The 20,142-nt window shown below is 48.4% G+C and carries 19 protein-coding genes; 7 read left to right on the plus strand and 12 right to left on the minus strand.

Annotated elements, in window-relative coordinates:
* Positions 1 to 78: 78 nt before the first annotated feature.
* The 6 genes from KU854_RS01350 to KU854_RS01375 all read right to left on the minus strand — a co-directional run bounded on the left by KU854_RS01350 (position 79) and on the right by KU854_RS01375 (position 4,141).
* The gene (locus KU854_RS01350; RefSeq protein ID WP_218356696.1) at positions 79 to 648 is read right to left on the minus strand and encodes a YceI family protein; all 570 of its coding nucleotides are present in this window, start codon (positions 646 to 648) and stop codon (positions 79 to 81) included.
* On the minus strand, positions 645 to 1,184 hold the full coding sequence (locus KU854_RS01355) for a cytochrome b (protein ID WP_218356697.1): 540 nt from the start codon (positions 1,182 to 1,184) through the stop codon (positions 645 to 647). The genes KU854_RS01350 and KU854_RS01355 overlap by 4 nt, the downstream gene beginning before the upstream one ends.
* Positions 1,185 to 1,308: 124 nt before the next feature.
* Positions 1,309 to 1,671 (minus strand): dihydroneopterin triphosphate 2'-epimerase, encoded by a 363-nt coding sequence (gene folX, locus KU854_RS01360; RefSeq protein ID WP_054779724.1) that lies wholly within the window; start codon positions 1,669 to 1,671, stop codon positions 1,309 to 1,311.
* A gap of 14 nt (positions 1,672 to 1,685) precedes the next feature.
* The gene (gene folM, locus KU854_RS01365; protein WP_218356698.1) at positions 1,686 to 2,399 is read right to left on the minus strand and encodes a dihydromonapterin reductase; all 714 of its coding nucleotides are present in this window, start codon (positions 2,397 to 2,399) and stop codon (positions 1,686 to 1,688) included.
* Between the two features lie 227 nt (positions 2,400 to 2,626).
* The gene (locus KU854_RS01370) at positions 2,627 to 3,160 is read right to left on the minus strand and encodes a C40 family peptidase (protein ID WP_054779723.1); all 534 of its coding nucleotides are present in this window, start codon (positions 3,158 to 3,160) and stop codon (positions 2,627 to 2,629) included.
* Positions 3,161 to 3,274: 114 nt separating this feature from the next.
* Positions 3,275 to 4,141, minus strand: a complete 867-nt coding sequence (locus tag KU854_RS01375) for a LysR family transcriptional regulator (RefSeq protein ID WP_218356699.1) — start codon at positions 4,139 to 4,141, stop codon at positions 3,275 to 3,277.
* Positions 4,142 to 4,244: 103 nt separating this feature from the next.
* Here KU854_RS01375 and KU854_RS01380 point away from each other — a divergent pair, with 103 nt between their 5' ends.
* Positions 4,245 to 4,490: a hypothetical protein gene (locus tag KU854_RS01380; protein ID WP_054779722.1), complete on the plus strand. Its 246-nt coding sequence runs from the start codon at positions 4,245 to 4,247 to the stop codon at positions 4,488 to 4,490.
* Positions 4,491 to 5,251: 761 nt separating this feature from the next.
* Here the strand turns inward: KU854_RS01380 and KU854_RS01385 are convergent.
* Positions 5,252 to 7,270, minus strand: a complete 2,019-nt coding sequence (locus KU854_RS01385; protein WP_218356700.1) for an exoribonuclease II — start codon at positions 7,268 to 7,270, stop codon at positions 5,252 to 5,254.
* Positions 7,271 to 7,511: 241 nt separating this feature from the next.
* Between KU854_RS01385 and KU854_RS01390 the strand changes: the two genes are divergently transcribed.
* The 5 genes from KU854_RS01390 (at position 7,512) to KU854_RS01410 (ending at position 14,879) form a co-directional block, all read left to right on the plus strand.
* Complete coding sequence (locus KU854_RS01390; RefSeq protein ID WP_218356701.1) at positions 7,512 to 9,176, plus strand: diguanylate cyclase domain-containing protein; 1,665 nt, start codon at positions 7,512 to 7,514, stop codon at positions 9,174 to 9,176.
* A 302-nt stretch (positions 9,177 to 9,478) separates the two neighbouring features.
* A complete protein-coding gene (locus KU854_RS01395) occupies positions 9,479 to 11,386 on the plus strand; it encodes a DEAD/DEAH box helicase (protein ID WP_218356702.1) in 1,908 nt (635 codons plus the stop codon).
* A gap of 264 nt (positions 11,387 to 11,650) precedes the next feature.
* The gene (locus KU854_RS01400) at positions 11,651 to 12,316 is read left to right on the plus strand and encodes a cupin domain-containing protein (protein WP_218356703.1); all 666 of its coding nucleotides are present in this window, start codon (positions 11,651 to 11,653) and stop codon (positions 12,314 to 12,316) included.
* Positions 12,317 to 12,482: 166 nt separating this feature from the next.
* Positions 12,483 to 14,099 (plus strand): diguanylate cyclase, encoded by a 1,617-nt coding sequence (locus KU854_RS01405; RefSeq protein ID WP_255555323.1) that lies wholly within the window; start codon positions 12,483 to 12,485, stop codon positions 14,097 to 14,099.
* 111 nt (positions 14,100 to 14,210) lie between these two features.
* Entirely contained in the window at positions 14,211 to 14,879 is a 669-nt protein-coding gene (locus KU854_RS01410; protein ID WP_218356705.1) for a methyltransferase domain-containing protein, read from the plus strand.
* Between the two features lie 103 nt (positions 14,880 to 14,982).
* Here the strand turns inward: KU854_RS01410 and KU854_RS01415 are convergent, their stop codons facing one another.
* Positions 14,983 to 15,189: a DUF3283 family protein gene (locus KU854_RS01415; protein ID WP_054779718.1), complete on the minus strand. Its 207-nt coding sequence runs from the start codon at positions 15,187 to 15,189 to the stop codon at positions 14,983 to 14,985.
* A 145-nt stretch (positions 15,190 to 15,334) separates the two neighbouring features.
* On the opposite strand from KU854_RS01415, the gene KU854_RS01420 reads away from it, so the two are divergent.
* On the plus strand, positions 15,335 to 15,682 hold the full coding sequence (locus tag KU854_RS01420; RefSeq protein WP_054779717.1) for a helix-turn-helix domain-containing protein: 348 nt from the start codon (positions 15,335 to 15,337) through the stop codon (positions 15,680 to 15,682).
* Positions 15,683 to 15,723: 41 nt separating this feature from the next.
* On the opposite strand, the gene KU854_RS01425 is transcribed toward KU854_RS01420, so the two are convergent.
* The 4 genes from KU854_RS01425 to pdsR are packed head-to-tail and all read right to left on the minus strand — an operon-like array spanning position 15,724 to position 19,970.
* Positions 15,724 to 16,392 (minus strand): glutathione S-transferase family protein, encoded by a 669-nt coding sequence (locus tag KU854_RS01425; RefSeq protein ID WP_218356706.1) that lies wholly within the window; start codon positions 16,390 to 16,392, stop codon positions 15,724 to 15,726.
* Between the two features lie 24 nt (positions 16,393 to 16,416).
* The gene (locus KU854_RS01430; RefSeq protein ID WP_218356707.1) at positions 16,417 to 17,040 is read right to left on the minus strand and encodes a glutathione S-transferase family protein; all 624 of its coding nucleotides are present in this window, start codon (positions 17,038 to 17,040) and stop codon (positions 16,417 to 16,419) included.
* Positions 17,041 to 17,091: 51 nt separating this feature from the next.
* Positions 17,092 to 19,278, minus strand: a complete 2,187-nt coding sequence (pdsS, locus tag KU854_RS01435; protein WP_218356708.1) for a proteobacterial dedicated sortase system histidine kinase — start codon at positions 19,276 to 19,278, stop codon at positions 17,092 to 17,094.
* Complete coding sequence (pdsR, locus tag KU854_RS01440; protein ID WP_218356709.1) at positions 19,275 to 19,970, minus strand: proteobacterial dedicated sortase system response regulator; 696 nt, start codon at positions 19,968 to 19,970, stop codon at positions 19,275 to 19,277. The genes pdsS and pdsR overlap by 4 nt, the downstream gene beginning before the upstream one ends.
* Between the last annotated feature and the right edge of the window lie 172 nt (positions 19,971 to 20,142).

Consider the following 20,142-nt stretch of genomic DNA (forward strand, 5'->3'; position numbering starts at 1 on the left):
TCAGCAGCAAAAATTAGGCTCTGAAAAAACAAAAACGGCAGAACAAAGCTGCCGTTTGTAAATTAAATATGCTTTTGATTATTGCTTGACGCCTTCGACGTGCAGCTCCAAATCAACATAGCTAGAAGGACCCATTACGGCGATATCATAGTCAGCCAGCTCTAGACGGGTGGTGCCTTCAAATCCTGCACGGTAGCCACCCCAAGGATCATTACCGGCACCAACAAAGTTTGCATTAATAGCGATGGGGTTGGTTTTGCCATGAAGGGTCAGATCACCGTTTACGGTCAAGCTACCATCCGCATTTTGCTCGACAGAGGTGCTTTTAAACGTTGCGGTCGAAAACTTGGATGCATTGATAAAATCACCACTGCGCAGGTGCTTGTCACGCTCTGCGTGGTTTGAATCCAGGCTGGTGGTATCTACAACGACTTCAACCGTAGATTCAGTCACGTTTTCTGGGTCGTAGGAAAACTGGCCGCTGAAATCATTGAAACGTCCTTTGATAAAGCTGTAACCGAGGTGAGGCACTTTGAAGTTAACCGATGCGTGCGCGCCATTTGTGTCGATCACATAGTTGTCAGCAAAAGAAAGTGTTGGCAGCGTCATCGCTACGCCCAGCCCAAGAGTCATCAGTGTCTTTTTCATAACGATTTATCTCCAATCATTTTCCGTAGGGTATTGTCTTTATTGATAAAGTGGTGTTTCAACGCAGCCAGCGCGTGAAGCGCAGCCAGCGCAATAAGTGCAATCGCTGAGTAATAGTGGATGTTTCCGGCAATGTCAGACTGGTTAGGAAAGAGCTCACCCAACGCAGGTACAGCAAACCAGTTAAAGACTTCTATCGGGCGGTTATCCGACGTTGAAATCAAATAGCCCGAAATAAAGATAACAAACAGCAGTGTGTAGATAAGGTGGTGGGCAGCATGCGCTGCTTTTCGCTCAAACGCCGATCCCTCGATTGCTGGAGCTGGCTTCACTATTCGCCATATCAAACGAAACACCGTGAGAGCGGCAATCAAAATGCCTGCAGACTTGTGCCAATGAGGCGCTGTTTTATACCAAGTGCTGTAGTAAGTGAGGTCGACCATCCATAACCCCACGGCAAACATAGCAATAACGGCAAGTGCCGTTACCCAATGAATACTGCGGGAGATGATGTCGTATTGTTTCGGTGATTCCATGTAGGGGCCACTTCAATTTCCATTTAATAATGAGAATTATATTCATTAAACGGTTGTCGTTAAGTGGCCGGGTTTGAACAAGTTGTTCGAAAAAATAGATGGAATCTTTGCGCAATCGTTGTGACTATTCTTCCTGCTGCCAACTCAGGCTCAAAGAGACGGAATCTGCGAACCTCAGAGCGTGAGGTTTATCTATAGTGACATTGGCAAATGTCACCCAATGGTGCGACTTGGCAATTTCCAGCACACTGGAAACCAGTTTTTCCAACAACAGGAAACGACCATTTTCAACGTGGTCGATTATCGACTTAGTGATGACTTTGTAATTGAGCGCATCGTCGACATTGTCATTCAGGCAAGCTTTCTCGCCAGGGTAGTGGATTTCAATATTCAAGACGACATCTTGCTTCTTTTGCTGCTCTTCGGGGTTGAATCCGATATAAGTGCGAAGACGCAGATTGGTGATTTTAATAATGGCGTTTTGCATCTTGTTTCTCCCGATTATTTGAGCGCCCGACCGCCATCCACATTGATACTTTGGCCGGTCATGTACTTGCTGTTCAGTATAAATTCAATCGCATTAATCACTTCGTCTTCACCAGGTGCCAATCCCATTAGCGATTTGGCGAGCGCCTTCTTTTTGTATTCGTCACTGTCATGCTCGTTAAACATGATCAGTGCCGGCGCTATGCTGTTAACTTTGATGCCTGGTGACAACTTCTGGGCAAAAGACAGGGTCAGGTTATCAAGCGCTGCCTTGCTAGACGCATAAGCAATGTGTTTTTCACTGCCTTTGCGTACTACATAGTCAGTCATGTGGATTATATCCGCACCCGCTGGCTCGGTGGATGTCATAAACGGTGACAGGGCAAGGTTCAGTAAATACGGCGCTTTGACATGTACTTGCATCATTTGATCCATCAAGGCGGCATAATCGTCAGTCTTACTTTCTGCATTCCAGTCTGATGCATTGTGGATTAATGCGCGGATTGATACGCCCAATTCCGCGATATGGCGGGCAAATTGATGGATCTGTTCATCGCTTGAAAAATCCGCTTGTACACAGTCAATCCCCATGGCGCGGAGTGCTGCGACACCGTCCCGCTCTGTTCGATACGATGCAATAACGCGCCATCCCAGCTGGTGGAAGTGCTTGGCTGTCGCTAAGCCTATCCGTTGGCCTGCACCGGTAATTACAATGGTGTTTACAGTCATATAGTTTAGTTCCGGTATCCTTGCCGTACCCAATACGGTTCAATCTCTGTATCGATCAATGTATTTGCCAAACTGGGCTCAATATCTGACTGCTTGGCTGCAGTGATGAATTGCTTAATTTCAGAAGGTTAGGGTTAACGAGGTAATACTAGCAAAATGGAGTGGGCAGAAAGTGTCCGATAAAGCAGAGTGGTGGTTAGCTCACACAGCGAGCGCCAGTTTCGTCGTCAATTTACCGGATAGCGTCTCACCTGAAGAAGTCTGGCTGACCAATAGGGGTTATCGACACGGGAGATAATGACGCCTTTAGATGAGGAGGCATGCATAAATTGCTTCTCGCCAAGGTAAATCCCAACGTGATAACGGCGGGATCCGGTTTTGAAGAAGATAAGATCTCCTTGGTCTGCGGTGTTGAGCGGGATTTTATTGCCTTGTGTCAGTTGTTGGGACGTTGTGCGGGGCAGTGTATGTGCAAATACTGCAGCATAGGCTTGTTGGGTAAACGCAGAGCAATCAATGCCTTTTTTAGATGCGCCACCCCAGCGATAAGGCGTACCTTTCCATTCTTCGAAATATTGAGTGAGTGCTTCAAAACGTGAAGAGTTGATTTGATCAATGCCATGAGGTGCCAGCGTCGTTGGACGGTCACCATCATAGTAGGGTGATGAACTGTTGTTGGACGCCACATCTTCGGAGCTGGAACAACCGCCCAATAGCAATGCTGATAGCGCGGCGGCAGTGAAAGTAGATTTTGTTGGCATTGTCAGAGTAGTTCACATTTCCTTACAATGGCTTCGAGTCTAAAACCGCATTTTCTTGGCTTCAACCAAAAATCAACCCACAGAGACATGAATTCTCATTTATGGTGCTTTAGTTCAGGCCACATTCTGATCTCGACGCTGATACCACTGGGTTATGTACTCGGCAAGCGCCTGTATAGATGACTCACCGGCTCCCGGTCTCATGCAAATGCCCAGCGAGACATTGGTGTCCCGCGAGACATTGTTCAACCAGTCGAGCAAATCCATTTTGTCAGTCACTGAGCAAGCAGCAATGAGTGATATAGACATACCGGATTCCACCGCAGCATTCAGGCCATGAAAATCTGCAGCAGACAAAACAACCTGGTGCGAGATATTCGCACGGTTAAGCAGATCCAGAGCTAATTTTCCCCAGCGGCAATCACTTTCAATGGCAATCGGTAACGGTTTGTCTTTGCAAAAATGCGCGTGTTTGGCTTTTACCCAAACCAAACGCTCCTGCGAAATCCGGGTGATGGGGTAGGCGCCGTCATGGATATTGACCAACGCAATATCAAGGCTGCCGTCTATGACCTTACTGACGAGATCCTGACTGCCACTGCTTTGCACCGACAGTTGAATATTCGGGTAACGTTCGCTATACCCTGACAGAACACGGCGGAAAACCAGGTTTACATAATCATCACAGACGCCGAGCTTAATTGTCCCTTTCATTTCCGGGCTGTGGAAAAACGCCACAGCTTCATCATTCAAATGCAGCATTTGCCGTGCATAGCTAACCAGAGTCAGGCCATGGGATGTAAGCACATGGCGGCGACCTTGCTTCTGGAATAACGCAATCCCGGCCAGCTCTTCCAATTTTTTCATCTGCATACTGACCGCAGACTGGGTTCGGTGAACGCTATCTGCTGCGGCTGCAAAATTGCCGCAATCGGCGATAGCGACAAGGGTGCGAAGTTGGTCAATATCAAAGTTTGTCATTACTTCAATTCCTTTGAACTTTTAGCCAAGAACTATTGGCTTTTCTTAATGATTAAATTGCTCAATTATTGAACTGTCAAGTGAGGATGCAGGAGTGAATGTCATGAGGATCAAAACAAAAGACGTTGAAGCACAGCCCAGGTCGGAGCAATTTCTTAAAACTCAATTTCTTACCGACAATGCTTTGGCAACAATGGTGCATGGGGTTTGGGTGGGGTTTCGCCAGCGCCAACTTATTCGGGATCTGGAACGTCGTATTGATGACGAGCGTTTTTTGAATGATGTAGGGATCACCAAGCAAGAGGTAGAGAATCAACTGGCTGAACTGAGGCGTCAAAAATTCTTCTGACGTTTTGGCTGATACAGTTCAGCAAGTAAAAGAACGAGTCCTTGGTTTCGCTTTAAACCGGCCGTCAGTGAGTACTGGCGGTTTTTTTATTCGCTTTCTTATATCCAGAATCTGCGACAAAGCCAGGCAGGGTTTGTAGTCACATTTTTGCAAAGCAGTTGTGTTCTGATGGTGTTGTATTCCTTTTAACGTTTAGGGTAATGGCCGCAAAAATAATGTATGAATTTCTTGGCAGGTGTTAATTTTCCTGACTACACTTTACATAACTGGATGAGATTGCAGGGGAATCCTGAAATCGAACTCATTTGAGAGATGAAAAGTCCTTTGCATTAGGTTTCGTTTTGTGTGACTATCATCGCAACTGCAGGGCAATTAATGTCTTTAATTGCAAATAGATGCGGTGAGCTACAAATATATTTTGCTTGATTTGATGTGCTTTGGTACTGTTAAAGGCCTGAGCATTTTATGAACATATTTATAACAACAAGGTTTGCTTTTTAGTGAACCCTTGGACACAAAACAGTTGAAAGGCATTGGTTTGGCCGCCGACAACCTTTTAATTGGTCCAATTTTATTGGCGTTACTGCATAGCTGAACTTTACCTTTGCTTGCTGCATGGAAAAGTTAAAGTAACCTAGCCCGGCATCCATGGACCGGGTTTTTTATTGCCTGAAATTTGTTGCTCCGGCTTCGCTACTGTGAAGCGAGACCAAAAAAAAGCCAGACGTTTGTCTGGCTTTTTTGTCTATTTAATAAAGCGGTTATTCGCTTTTCGCAGTCGCTTCTGTTTGCTGTTCTGCCTTCTCTTCTGCTTTTTCAGCAACAACGGCAAACTCGCGGGTTGGTTTACCAACAATCGAGCGGGTTGGCTCTTTGATGTCAGTAAGAACGACTTCAATCACATCACCCAGTTGGAACTCTTTGTTTCCATCTACGGAAATGATGCCTTGTTCGCCATTGCATTCAATGCGCGCCTTGTTATCGACAATCAATGCACCCGGGATGAAGGCCATCGCACCGTTTTCCAGCAGGCGGGTACGCATGCCAGCACGGTTGATGTCGAAGATCTCTGCCGTAAAGACAGTTTTCTTCTCAACACAGTCTTTCAGCAGACGAACGTACAACCAGTCAGCGACGTCACGCTCAGCCATACGGTGATGACGACGGTGCAGCGCCAGCTCTTCGCCAACTTGCTCATCAGGTTGTTCAGCAGCGGTTTCACCACGAATGATAGCTTTCAACAAGCGGTGGTTAACCATGTCACCGTATTTACGGATTGGGGAAGTCCAGGTGGCGTAAACATCAAGGCCCATCGCAAAGTGCGGGGCAGGAGTGTTACTGATTTCACTGTAAGCCTGGTACTTGCGGATACGGTTATCGAGGTAAGTAGTTTCCTGTTCATTGAGCCAACGGCGCAGTGCGCTGAAACCTTGCAGAGTTTCAAGCGTTTCTGCTGACGTTTCACCGCCGTTGCTATTGATGAGTTCAACCGCGTCTGCCATTTTTTCAGGAGCGAAACCTGCATGGGTGTTGAACACGCCAAAGCCAAAGTTTTCACGTAGTGCGCGACCTGCACAGATGTTTGCCGTAATCATTGATTCTTCAACCATACGGTTGGCAATACGGCGTGCATCGACGTGGATCGCAACAACATCGTTATCTTCGCTCAATTCAAAGCGGTAGTCAGGGCGGTCAGGGAATGTCACTGCGTTGGCTTCACGCCATGCCATACGGGCTTTAGCCATGCCGTGTAGGGCATTTACCTGTTCAGCGATAACATCAGTCGGTTGCCATTTCTCACAGCTTCCTGTTTCCAGCCAATCTGACACGTTGTCATAAGCCAGACGACCCTGAGATTTAATTGTTGCTGCAAAGAATTTCGCGTCTTCGGCGATGGTGCCGTCAGCCAGTACAGTGACACGACAGCAAAGCGCTGGGCGAACTTCTTCTTCACGCAGTGAGCAGAGGTCATCACTCAGTTCACGTGGCAGCATCGGAATGTTGCGACCTGGCAGGTAAATGGTGAAACCACGCTCACGTGCTTCTTTGTCCAGATCTGTACCCTGCGCAACGTATGACGTTGGGTCAGCAATCGCGATGGTCAGAGTAAAGATGCCATCTTCATTTGCAACGGTGTGCAACGCATCATCCATATCTTTGGTTGATTCGCTGTCGATGGTAATGAACGGCAGGTCAGTGAGATCTTCACGTACTAAAGATTCGTCCAGCATCTCCCAGCTTGACTGAGGTGCAGGTTCTTGGTTAGGCAGGTCGTGTTTTGCCAGCGTTACCCACCATGGCGCAATCTTGTCGTTTGCATCGGTGATTTTTTCACTGATTTCACAGAAAAAGCCGTTGTCGCCTTTCAGCGGGTGGCGGATCAGTTTCGCCACAACCCAGTCTCCCTCTGCCAGTGCATTCTGGCTCAGGCCTTTGCGGGTTTTTGCACGGATAGCGTCTTTAAGTTGTGGGCTGTCCGGTACTACGTTCAGTTTATCGCGGAACATTTTTACGCGACCGATGAAGCGGTCGACCGACTGCTCAATCAGTTCGTCAGGCTCAGCCACTTCTTTTTCTTTTTCGGTACGGATAAGCGCGACGACTTTATCGCCATGCATGACTTTCTTCATGTATGACGGTGGAATGAAATAGCTAGTCTTACTGTCAACTTCCAGAAAGCCGAAACCTTTTTCGGTCGCTTTTACGGAGCCTTCTTTCTTAGGAATGCTTTCTTTGATTTGCTGTTTTAGCTGTGCAAGTAAGGGATTGTCTTGGAACATTCGTATGGTCTCAGATTGTGAACGGCCACACTATACGGATTCGGGAAGGCAAAACCAAGTTATCCCTTATTAATACTCGATGACACAAATGGGGCGGGGTGCAGTTGATCGGATTCACATTGGTTATCAGTCATGCCCAAAAAATTAGTCTTTACTCTCAAAGTTCATGTAACACGGATGCGAAATTCGTTTTAGATGACAATATGGTCATCGGAATAACGGTGGGAAAAAGTGTGTTGCTATGGAAAGTGTGCAGGTAGAGCGTGAAAAGGAATCAATTCGTGTAAACAGCTCACTGCAAGAATGGTGTGAAGCAGTTTTTGAACGACTTGCCCGTAAGCATGAGGTGGTAAACAGTGCGCTGTTTATCTATGTCGATGAGGAGTTGAAGTTGGCTGCCAGCCGCACCCAAAACGTTTTCCATTTCTATGCGGGCTTTAAACCGGTGGAAGAATATAGCGGATATGCGCTGGATCTGCCTCGACTGGTCGAAGACCACCAACACCATTTCTCTTTTATCACCAATGCGTCTTTTAATGCAGGTTGGTCCGAGGACAACATTACCTGGGAACACACCATCATTCCGCTCTATAAAAAAGAAGACAAATTGGGATACCTGCTCCTTGAAGCAGAACGTTACGTCGAATGCCCACAGTTTCGCCCCGATCAGTTTAACTGGCTGCTGAAAGACGCAGACAATTACCTCCGTTGTAAAATCCTGTCACACCGACTGAGCCAGCAAAAAGCATCTAACCGCCAAAGTGAACTGGATCTGGCGTTGAATAACCGTACTCTGGCGTCGCAACTTAGTTATATGAAGTCGCTGCACGAGATTTCACTGCGCTTTACCAAAGCGACGTCGATTCATTCGCTGTGTCGTATCGCCATTGAGTTGGGTAGGGAGAAGTTACAGATCGACCGAATGGGGATCTTCCTGTGTGATATGGATACCGCAACCATGTGGGGCACGTGGGGCACCGATCCCCATGGCAATGTGGTAGACCGCTCTGACTTCCAGCAGGAGATGCCAAACACCCTTTTTATGGAAGAAGCGTTTACCAAGCAAAATGAACTGATCGTCAAAGAAAATGTTCCGCTCTACTTTGGTAAGAAACAGGTAGGCATTGGCTGGAATATTATGATGGCGATGTGGGACGGTGATGAATGCATTGGCTGGATAGCGGCGGACAACCTTTTATACCGAACCCAGTTAGATCAACCAAAAAAGGAAGCGATTAAACTGCTTGCGGCGTCGGTGTGCCAAAAAATCGTAAAGCTCAGGGAAACCGAAGCGGCTTTGGCGCGCAGTGAGAGGCTGCAGGCACGCTGCGGTGAACTGGAGGATAAGCTAAATAAACTTAGCCGCCAATCGGCAATTACCCAGCGTCAGGAACGTTGGATGGGCACTGTTGATAACAAAACTGGCCTGCCTAACACAGCCTACTTCACTTCCTGCCTGGACGGGTTTCTCAACCAGGCCAAAAAGGAAAAGAAAAAAGTGGCTGCCTTTGCGGTGAATATCGACAGTTTCCGTGCTTACAGGAAAACCTATGGTGAAATGGCAACCTGTACATTGGTGAAGAAGCTGGCGAGGCAGTTCGATGATCTGCTCGAAAAGGAGCCATTGAGCATGTTGGTCTACAACCAACACGGACAATATTCGCTATTGGTTGGTCATGATGATGATATTTACATCCGGGAATTGGCGGAAGGTATGGTGCAAGCTGTCCACAAACTGAATATCCTGCACGACACATCAAAGTATTATGACCGTGTCACGATCAGTATCGGAGTCACACTGAACACTGCTTCGCTATTTACACGTAAACGAAACTTAATGAAAAAAGCAGAAAAGTTGAAAACGACGGCTGTTGAGCTGGGGCAAAACCGCGTCTGTATCGATTAACGCTTTGAATCCCATCCTTGTTTGCTGCTTGTATTATCAGCAAATTGCTACCTAAATAATCTTTTGCAGTCAAAAAGCCATCAGTCGTAGAAAGAATTGTGAAGTTGTTCAATTTTTTCTGGCTTTTTTTGGTCTAGTGGCGCAGAATGCACGCCTTATTTGTCGAGGCCCGTAGCGTTAGATACTGTTACAGCGAGTAGGATGTCACCATATTTTCAGTAGTGACCCTGTATCAGTGAAAAATAACAGTGCGAAACCGCTAGCAGGGGCCCCGTTTTTTTTGTCTATATATTGGGATCCCAATGCAAGATACTGTTACAGAATTTCGTCAGCTAGAACTGGCTGAAAACATCCTTTCCGCTCTTGACGCAATCGGCTTCGTATCGCCGACTCCTATTCAGGCGGCTTCGATTCCTCTTCTTCTTACCGGTGTAGATGCACTGGGTAAGGCACAAACCGGTACCGGTAAAACTGCGGCTTTCTCTCTTCCACTGCTGAACAAGCTGGATCTGAACCAACATAAGCCTCAGGCAATCGTAATGGCTCCAACCCGTGAGCTGGCTATTCAGGTAGCTGCTGAAGTTAAACTGCTGGGCCAAAACATCAATGGTCTGAAAGTGCTGGAGATCTACGGTGGTGCATCTATCGTTGATCAAATGCGTGCTCTGCGCAGCGGTGCTCACATTGTTGTTGGTACTCCGGGTCGTGTGAAAGACCTGATTAACCGTGAACGTCTGCAACTGGACGAAGTACATACTTTCGTTCTGGATGAAGCCGATGAAATGCTGAAAATGGGCTTCGTTGACGACGTTACCTGGATCATGGAACAAGCACCAGAAACTGCACAACGCGTGCTGTTCTCTGCAACCATGCCTCCAATGGTTAAAGAAATCGTTGACCGCTTCCTGCGCGAACCTGCACGCATTGACGTTGCAGGCAGCAACCGTACTGTTGAGAAAGTAGAGCAGCAGTTTTGGGTAGTGAAGGGCGTTGAGAAAGACGAAGCTATGGCTCGTCTTCTGGAAACTGAAGAAACTGACGCATCAATCGTATTCGTACGTACCCGTCAGGATACCGAGCGTCTGGCTGATTGGCTGTGTGCACGTGGCTTTAAAGCTGCAGCACTGCACGGTGACATTCCACAGTCACTGCGTGAGCGCACAGTAGACCACATCAAACGTGGCGTAATCGATATTCTGGTTGCGACTGACGTTGTTGCGCGTGGTCTGGACGTTCCACGTATCACTCACGTATTCAACTACGACATCCCATTCGATGTTGAGTCATACATCCACCGTATCGGTCGTACCGGTCGTGCGGGACGTGCAGGTAAAGCAATCCTGCTGGTTCGCACTAACCAAATCCGTATGCTGCGCACCATCGAGCGTGTTACTTCTACCCGTATGGAAGAAATCCAACTTCCAATGCGTGACAAAGTAGCGGAAGCGCGTCTGGCACGTCTGGCGACTGATCTGGCAGAGCAGAAAGAGTCTGACAGCCTGGAAGCGTTCGTTGGTCTGATCGAGAAACTGCAAGAGCAGATCGAAGTTGACACCGCGACTCTGGCAGCTATGCTGCTTCAGCGTCAGCAAGGCAAACGCCCACTGTTCTACACCGGTCCAGATCCAATGATCGCGGCAATGGAACGTGACAGCAAGCGTCGTGAAACCCGTCGTGACGATCGTGGTCCACGTGACCGTTCAGAGCGCGGTGAGCGTGGCGAACGTCGCAGCTACAATGCAGCAGACTGGGACACTTACCAACTGCAAGTTGGCCGTGACCAAGGCGTTCAGGTTAAAGACATCGTTGGCGCAATTGCAAACGAACTGGGTCTGGAGAAGCAATTCATCGGTTCAATCAAGCTGGCAACAGGTCACACCTACGTTCAGCTGCCGAAGAAAATGCCTAAAGAGATCCTGGGTCAACTGAAACAACTGCGTATCCGTCAGAAAGCGACCGACGCGCAACTGGTTGAAGGTCACGTAGACATGTCTCCACCACGTCGTCGCAATGGCGGTGACCGTAACGGTGGTGAGCGTGGTCCACGTCGCTTTGATGACCGTGGTCCTCGTGGCCCACGTGGTGACCGCGAAGGCAACCGCGCTCCTCGTGGTGACCGTAACGGTGAACGTGGCGAGCGTCGTTTTGACCGCGACCGTGGTGGTGACCGTCGTTCATTCCGTGGTGAGCGTCGTCACACCGAAGCGTAATAGTAACGCTTAAAAGTAAAATAAATGAAAAGCCAGCGAAAGCTGGCTTTTTTGCGTCTGGTGTTTATTCAGCCGGTCGTTTAAGCAAGTCCTGTTTATTCAGGCATATATGAGAATATCTTCATACCCTAAACTAAATGCCTTAGTTCCAATGAATGCGACGAAGCGGCATACCAGAAATTACTACATTGTTGATACAGCAAGTCGAAACCGGGCAACAACGCTCCCCAGATTTCCCGTTATTCCCAGTTTGAGGGCTGTCTTATGCTGAATATGCAATTTGATGAAAGGGTGGTGGTCGACACCAATAACATTGACTGGCAGCCTTCGCCTGTGAAAGGCGTCTTCAGAAAGCCGCTTGCCCGAGAGGAAGCGGAGCGCGGGCATGCAACCAGCATTGTGAAATATGGCCCGAATACCCAGTTCACACCGCATGAACATCCCCTCGGAGAAGAAATTTTGGTTCTCGATGGCGTATTTGCTGATGAACACGGTGAATACCCCGCGGGAACATATCTTCGAAACCCGCCGGGAAGCAGCCATACACCTTTCAGTAAGGAAGGGTGTACTTTGCTGGTCAAACTGCACCAGTTTTCGGCACATGACCATCACCAGGTCGTTATTGACACCAATAAGGAAGACGGTTGGATTGATGGCCAGGGAAAACTGCGCATTTTTCCGCTCCACGAGTTCAACGGTGAACAGGTAGCCCTGATCAAATGGCCAGCGGGCAGCCACTTTTTTACTATTTCTCATTTTTGCGGTGAAGAAGTGTTCGTGCTCAGCGGTGAGTACCGGGATGAGTTTGGGCGATACAAAGCGGGTACCTGGCTCCGGCATCCCCATATGTTTGAACATGACCCCTACGCAGAAGAAGACACGTTACTTTGGGTGAAAGTTGGACACTTGCCATACCCGGGCACTGTTTGAAGGAGCTAAAAAGCTAAAACCACGCGAGATCCCTAAATGTGAGACATATGTCTATGTGAGTCATCGCTAGTATGTTGCGTGAGTTCGGCGCTCGATATTTTGAATTCGTTCTTATTTGTGCCGCACGGCATACTATTTAAGGAAGTAGAAGACCCGGATGTTTCAGATGCAGAGCCAATCACAGTTGCATTTCTTTGATAATGCGCCTGTGCCTATGTTTCTTCTTAATGCGTCAGGCGATGTTATTCACACTAACCGGGCCTGCGAGGGGCTTTTTCGCTACAGCAGCAGGGAATGGGCGCTCGACGATATTATGAGCACGCCTGTTTGGCAAGAATCGTCAACGTATTTTAATGCCTCCCAAGAGCCCAGAGAAAAATTATCCCCATATACACGTTTGGTGAGGTTTGCAGACAACCGAAAGCTCTATGTGCTTAAGATGTCTATTGCCGACACGAAACCATCGTATACCTATATTGCAGCACTAACCCCTTATCAAAACGATGACAGTGTCAATGAAGCCTTATTAAACCGCCTGCCTATGGGCATGGTGCGAATTGACGCCAGTGGACAGTTTATCAATGCCAACCAGGCATTTTTGCGGCTCCTCGGTTATGAGGAAGAGGAAGCGCTTTTAAAGCAGACAGAGTTTGATGTCACTTTTGAAGCTGATGCCAACCGAGAGAAACCACTGCGGGCTGGGCTCGAACTCGGTTGTAGTGCCCAGTATCGTTTGGACAAACGCTACGTGCATAAAAAGGGGCACCATATTTGGGCCAGGACGTTTGTTTCCTGTGTGACCTGCCAAATCACGCAACAGACACAGTTTTTGATTGCGGTTTTCGATATTCATGAAGAAAAACAATTGCATGAGGTGATTGCGACCTCTGAGCGCAGGTTCAGGGCGATCGCGGAAAACGTCAGTTCAGTTGTTTGGATCTCTGGTCCTGACCCCATGCGCCTTTATTACGTCAACCGCTGTTTCAATACAGTCTGGGAAGAACGGGTAGAAGCACTATACGGCGATGCCAAGGCATTTTTGGATCGTGTGCATCCTGCTGATCGTGATTTGGTGGCAAGAACAAGATTTTGCGACTCCCACGACTCCTGGCGGATCAATTACCGCCTCTTGTTCCCGGATGGCCGGATCAAACACATTCGTGACAGCGGCAACAGTGTGTTTGATGGCAATGGTGACCTTATATACCGAGTAGGAACGCAAACTGATATCACAGCAGAAGTTGATCAGCGCGACAGTGTGGTTGTGATGGCCAAAAAGCTGCGTGAACTGGTGGAATACGACACGCTCACCGGCATTAAGTCCCGTCACGCTATCATCAGTGACGTACGCGACACCTATCAGGAATTTACGGTTACCGGCGACCCTTCTGTACTGGTTTATATCGATGCTGATGGATTTAAAGCGATCAATGACACTTATGGTCATGAGATTGGTGACAAGGTTCTGGTCTGTATCGCTGAGCACCTTACCCGCAATATCCGCGAATCTGATGTAGCTGGCAGAATTGGGGGTGATGAGTTTGTTGTGTTACTGCGTCATACTGCCCAATCAGAAATTCCTCAGATTCTGGAACGTTTAGGGCGTGATATTGAATGTGAATACCTGCCGCCAAACATGCGTGTTGCCATCAGTTTGGGAGCAAAAGAATTGACGCCGGATGTTTTGTCGAGTGAACAATGGCTTAGCGATGCTGACAAAACCATGTATCTCAACAAGCGCGAGCGGAAAATGTCACACTCAAATCATGCTGTTTCTGGCTAGTCTAATAATCCTTCACACTTTCTTCGTATACCGTTTGTATGTTTTGTAATTGAGACACTCTTCTGTAACGCCAAGCAGTATTCTCTTAGTTGAATAACAGAGGGAAAGGCCATGCAAAGTGTTGTTGAAGTGTTTGGTACTGCGCTTGCAAGCTATTACAACGGCAACAAATCAGGGAAATTGATTGTCAGGGAGAATAACGGTACGTCGGTGATACCGACGTCCGATTTTTTCCGTCGCCCGGAAGATGTTGCTACAGATAGGATCGCGCTTTCGTATTGTCGGCGCAGCGTACTGAATATCGGTGCCAGCAGTGGGGAGCACTCCCTTTACCTGTTGGCAAAGGGAATGAAAGTCACATCCATTGATAACTCGCCGATTGCATGTGCCATCATGCACCAGCGTGGCGTGCCATCTGTTATTTGCGGTCACCTTTTTGATCAACACCCAATGTTTGACCGCACTTTCACCTGGCTGGCGTTACGTGGTGTGATTGGTCAACTCGGCAACATACGCAATTTTTTCCATTTTCTAAATCTTGCGCACCGCAACTTATACCCGGGTGGGCGCTTGATTTTAAGCTCTGAAAATCTGCGTTACGAAGGTTACCGGACACGTCACCTGACGTTCGAATTTGATGGCAGCGTGAGTGAAGAGGTGCCTTGGTTTGATATTGGCATGTCGACACTGCGCTGCGTGGCTGACAGCAAGAATTTTAATTGCAGGGTCGTGTATTGCGATGACAGCAACAAATACGTTGCTTTGTTGACCAAGCGGTAAGATTTCTCCAAGCGGTGTGATGACAGGGTTTATTGATTGTTTTTTGTCATGGCCTTTGTAAACAGCCGTTTGGGAATGCGGGAGAGAAGTAGAACGATGGGGCTTATAGCCCCATCATTTTTGAATATTTGTCGATGCAGTCAACGAAGTGGCTGCGTTCATTCTCATCATGTATCGCGCGTGTCTGTTCTGCCAAAATGCTTTTGTCCGCCAGCGCGTTTTTCACTTGCCAAACAGCATAGGACGCTTGTTTGTCCAGTTCGATCTTTTGTTTCTCATCCGGTGGAAGTAAAGCTAGGTTGTGGCTCATGGTGAATCTCTTGTATTTTCGACAGCGATAAAATAGCGGAGTGTCGCAGTTTCGACAAGTGCTTACCTGTTGTTTACGCCTAGCTGACATCAATGCGCCATGTTGCATTTATCCTCGGGGTATTAAGAAATGCAAGCGAGGCATCATGGAATTTACCTATCAGGATCGGCAATCACTCTATCAGGCATGGATGTCCTACAAAGCCAAACTCAGAATTACCCAAATAGAAATGGCAAAACGGCTGGGGATTAGCCAATTGGATTTTTCACGCGCATTGCGTGGCGATGTGCCATTGGAGAAAGGTTTTGTGTTCCGTTTCTGCCGGGAAATTGGTCTTGAGCCCGATCAGATTCTGCCAAGCCTGAAAAGCGAACGTGGTATGGGTTTGCAAGGAACAATAACTGTGCGCACTGCGATCACGGTTGATGGTAACATCGCTAAAGTCGAGTATTCCGGTAACCAGGTGTTTATCGAGTACGAAAAAGAAGTATAAGAAAAGCCGCCATAATCAGGCGGCTTTTTGCTATGCGGGAGTTAGCGAGTCACCATCTTGGACGTTTGCTTGGCCTTTTCTTCGTCCGAGGTTTCTGTTTTAGCCGGCACCTCCAATCCACGAATGCAGGCAGGTCGCGCGGCCAGTTCATCTATCCAGCGTTGCAGGTTATTTAAGCCTGTGATGTCGACACCACTCCATTCATGAATGCGCACCCAAGGCCAGGTAGCCATGTCTGCAATGGTGTAGTCTTCTCCAGCGAGGTATGCGTGTTTCGCGAGTTGACCATCCATTACTTCAAACAGGCGTCGGCCTTCGTTTTGGTAGCGCTCAATGGCTGCCGGGATTTTCTCCGGGAAATAGCGGTAAAACACATTGGCTTGCCCCATCATTGGCCCAACGCCGCCCATCTGGAACATCAGCCACTGAATAACTTTGCTGCGCGCTTTTGGGTCAGCAGGAAGAAACTTTCCTGTTTTCTCAGCCAGGTACAGCAAAATCGCTCCTGATTCAAACACGACAAAATCGTCATTGTCTTTATCAATAATTGCCGGAATACGGCCATTGGGATTAATAGCTAAGTATTCTGGCTCTTTTTGCTCTAAGGCGGAGAGATCCAGTGCGTGCACATTGTAGGGCAGCCCCATTTCTTCGAGTGCAATGGATATCTTGTGTCCGTTAGGCGTTCCTGCGGTGTAGAGTTCAATCATCTGTTAAATCCTTTCTCCAAAACCTTAACTGGCGTTGACTGCCATGAAGGCTTCACGTTGATCCAGTGATGCCTGCCATGCCTGAATGGCGGGATAGGTTTCATCAATATGAATATCAATCTTGGTGATAAAACTACACATTATGTATGCCGTGATGTCGGCCACTGAGAAATGCTCACCAGCAAGATACGTAGAAACTGAAAGACGCGATTCCAATACGGGGAGAAATTCCTCAACCCGTTGTTTTGACTCTTCCCCCCACGCTTCCACGCAGCGTTCACGATCACTGAATACGCCTGTGATGTTGCGAAAGGCCTGGAATGCGGGAAACAACCCTTGGAGTTCTGCAATGCGGTTCCACATTTCCACTTTCCCGATAGCCAGCGGCGTATCCCCAAACAAATGATGGTCGCTTGGGAAAGCGGCATCCAGGTAACGACAGATAGCGATGGTTTCACTGATTGCGGTGCCATCGGCAAGTTCCAATACGGGGATCTTGCCGTTAATGCTCATGGCTTTGAATTCGGCAGTGACGTTTTCGCCACCCCGTGTATCGACCTGTACTCTGGGAATCTCGATACCTTTTTCTGCAAGAAATAACGAAACCCTGCGCGCACTTGGTGCAGGGGCGGATTCGTATAATTTCATTTGGTCTCCTTGTGCGGCCAAACGGAATGAATATCCCGGTTCAAACTCCCTTTACTTTAGTGGTAGCTCAACCGTAACAATAACCCCATCGCCGGTGACCCGGTTGTTAATGGATAGGGCTCCTTGATGAAATTCAGCCACCAGACGGGCGACATAGAGCCCAAGCCCGAGGTGCGCTTTGTCTGATTTATGTTTTTCATCTCTTACAGAGACCATGGAACCGAGCAATTGATTTCCCATATTTTCAGGTAAAAGTGGGCCGATATTCGACACGGTGAGTAACGCCCGTCCGCGCTGTGCAACCAAATGGATACCCACGGCGGTTCCCTGTTGGTGAAACTCAACGGCATTTGCCACCAGCTTGTCGAGCAACTGTGCCACGTATTCCGGTACACCTTCCATCTGATAATTCGCAGTGGCAATGCGCATTTCGAATGTCTGTTCAGGATAGGCATATTCATATCCCTGTACGCAGCCTTCGACGACTTTGTCCAACGGAAACAGGGTGCGCTCTGCGTGCTCAAAGCTTTGCTCAAGGCGAGTCGCTTCAGTCATGCTGGTTAGTATAGTCGCAAGGCGTACAACCCCTTCTTGGGCGCGTGCGATGTAGCGTTTTTGGTCATCATCTTCTGTCACAAATGCCAGGTTTTCCAACGATGAACGTACCACGGCTACCGGCGTTCTCAGTTCATGGGACAGGCTGGATGACATCTTTTCCAGATAGCTGTTGTATTCAGACAACCTGGTCACCATCGTTGACAGGGTTCGGGAAAGATCACCAATTTCATCTTTGCTGGCCGTGGGTTCCAATTGGTGACGAACCCGTCCTTGTGGGTCGACTGCGCTTTCCGCATCATCGCGCAATTGTCTTACTCTGCGCGAGATATGGGAGCCAAACAGCAAGAGCACAATCACACCGGTACAGATGACTACCAACAAGACATTAAACAATTGCTCCAGCGCTTTGTTGCGCAGAGTCCGGATCCCGACGGTGGTTTCCTCAACCACGACTGCGCCTATAACTTTACCATCCACTCTTATCGGGTAGGCGGCAGAGAGGATCATGGCTGAATCGTCGTCCGTCAGGCGCCAATTTGCGTAAGGGCGGCCCAGCAGGGCCTGTTGGACATCCACACCGCGCACGATCGAAGCATCGTGCATAGCATCGATGATTGTCTCCGGTGGCTTTTCCAGCAACTGGTAGTACAGAGGATTAAGGATATGGGTTTGCAGCCAGCCCATCACGCCACTGGGCGGCTCTTGATATTTGATTGTGTTCTCCCAAACGCCATTGGCGCTACCCAAATCTCCCGACTTTGCCAATACCCGGCCATGCTGGTCGACAACCCAGACGCGGGAACTCCCGTCATTCATACGGTTAAGCACTTTTTCAATGGCAGGTGAAGGAGTGAGAAGGGTACCCAGCGTTTCGGCGTTGCGTGGATTGGACGTAGCAAGGATGGTATCGACATCGCGGCTGTACGTGTTCTTCACGTCGTAATAGGTAAATGCGAGTTTTTCTCCCACCAGCCAGTCTGGGATTGCCAACTCTATTACATAGCCGCTAGCGGTTTCCTGCCACCAGGCTGTAATCGCCTCTGAGGGGAAAATGGTCGCAGGGTCATCAATCGTCGTCTCAATAAGATCAACATCGGCGCGTCCACTCGTGGTTGAAGTGACGGCGTAACGTTTTAGTTCGCCTTCAGGTGTGGTCAAAGAGATGATGAGGTGGTCGTTGCGGTCGATGCGGGCAGTCTTGGGGCGTTTTAGTACTGGGGTGCTGTCAACCACATCAACTAACGCGTAAATATCATCGCTGTCACTGGCAAGGTTCACGTTGAAGCTGAGTTCATCGCTTTTATAGGGCGTGCGGCTGAAGATAACGTGCTCTTCACCGTAATGTACGGCATGTACTTGATATCGTTGCCAGTCTAACACTGAGCCATCAAGATCAATCGGTGACTGTAAGGCGATGGCGTAAAGATCTCGTCCTTCTTCAATTCTTGGTTTGGTGTAACGTTGGCGTTCAAAAAGCGCTGGTTGTTGGTTGAGTGTCATGGAAAACGCGCGGGCAGAACCCATCAGCGTTTGCTCCTGGCCTTGGCGGAGCACATTCTCCAATTCCCAGACATAGTTGTAGCCAATGAAGGGCAAAGCGAGCAACAGGGCAGAGAGCAGAACGATTTTCGCTCTGATCCCTGAAAGCCATCGGCGAACCCGGCCAAGAATGGCGGTCATTTGTTGCTGTCCCAGCGATACCCCATGCCATAAACGGTATCGATATGGTCAAAGTTCGTATCCAGCGCGATAAATTTCTTACGGATACGTTTTACGTGGGAGGTGATGGTGCTGTCATCCACCACAATGTGGGCTTCCTGCATAAGATCCTGTCGGCTTCGTACATGCCCCGGGCGTTTTGCCAGTGCATGAACCAGCCAGAATTCGGTGACGGTTAGATCAACAGTTTGTTCGTTCCACTTAACCTGCATACGGTTTAAATCCAGCGTCAGCAGTCCCCGTTCAAGCAAAGATTCGGCGGGCGCAGAGGCCAGGCTCAGTAACTCGCTGCGGCGGAACAGGGCGGCAATACGCGCCATAAGATGAGGCAGACTGATATCTTTGGTCAGGTAGTCATCTGCGCCCATACGCAGGCCGACAACGGTATCAATGTCGCTGTCACGAGCAGTGAGGAAAATAATGGGTACGGTGGCAGACATCGCACGCAGGGTCTGGCAAAGCTGAAAGCCACCATCAATCTCATGGGCAAGGCCAATATCTATGATCGCCAAGTCCGGCAGGCGCTGTTTGAAGCCATCTTCCGCGTCAGGACGGTTGGCGTAAGTAGAGACGGCATAGCCCTGTTTTCTTAATACATCTGCATAGTTTTCACGGATGGCAGGTTCATCTTCAACAATCGCGATTCGTTTCATTTTTATTCAATTAATCAAACAGAAGATGGTTTGACTATACCGGAAAAAAACAAGGGTAAAAGGGTGAAAGCCCGATCCGGATGAAAAGCCATTTTTTTGCCACATTTGCCCATCACATTGCCTTTTTCGTTCCCATCCAGCGCCATTTTGGCTTGTTTTAATGAACCCATCG

Origin of the sequence: Enterovibrio paralichthyis (assembly GCF_019209835.1) — a bacterium.
GTDB classification, from domain to species: domain Bacteria; phylum Pseudomonadota; class Gammaproteobacteria; order Enterobacterales; family Vibrionaceae; genus Enterovibrio; species Enterovibrio paralichthyis.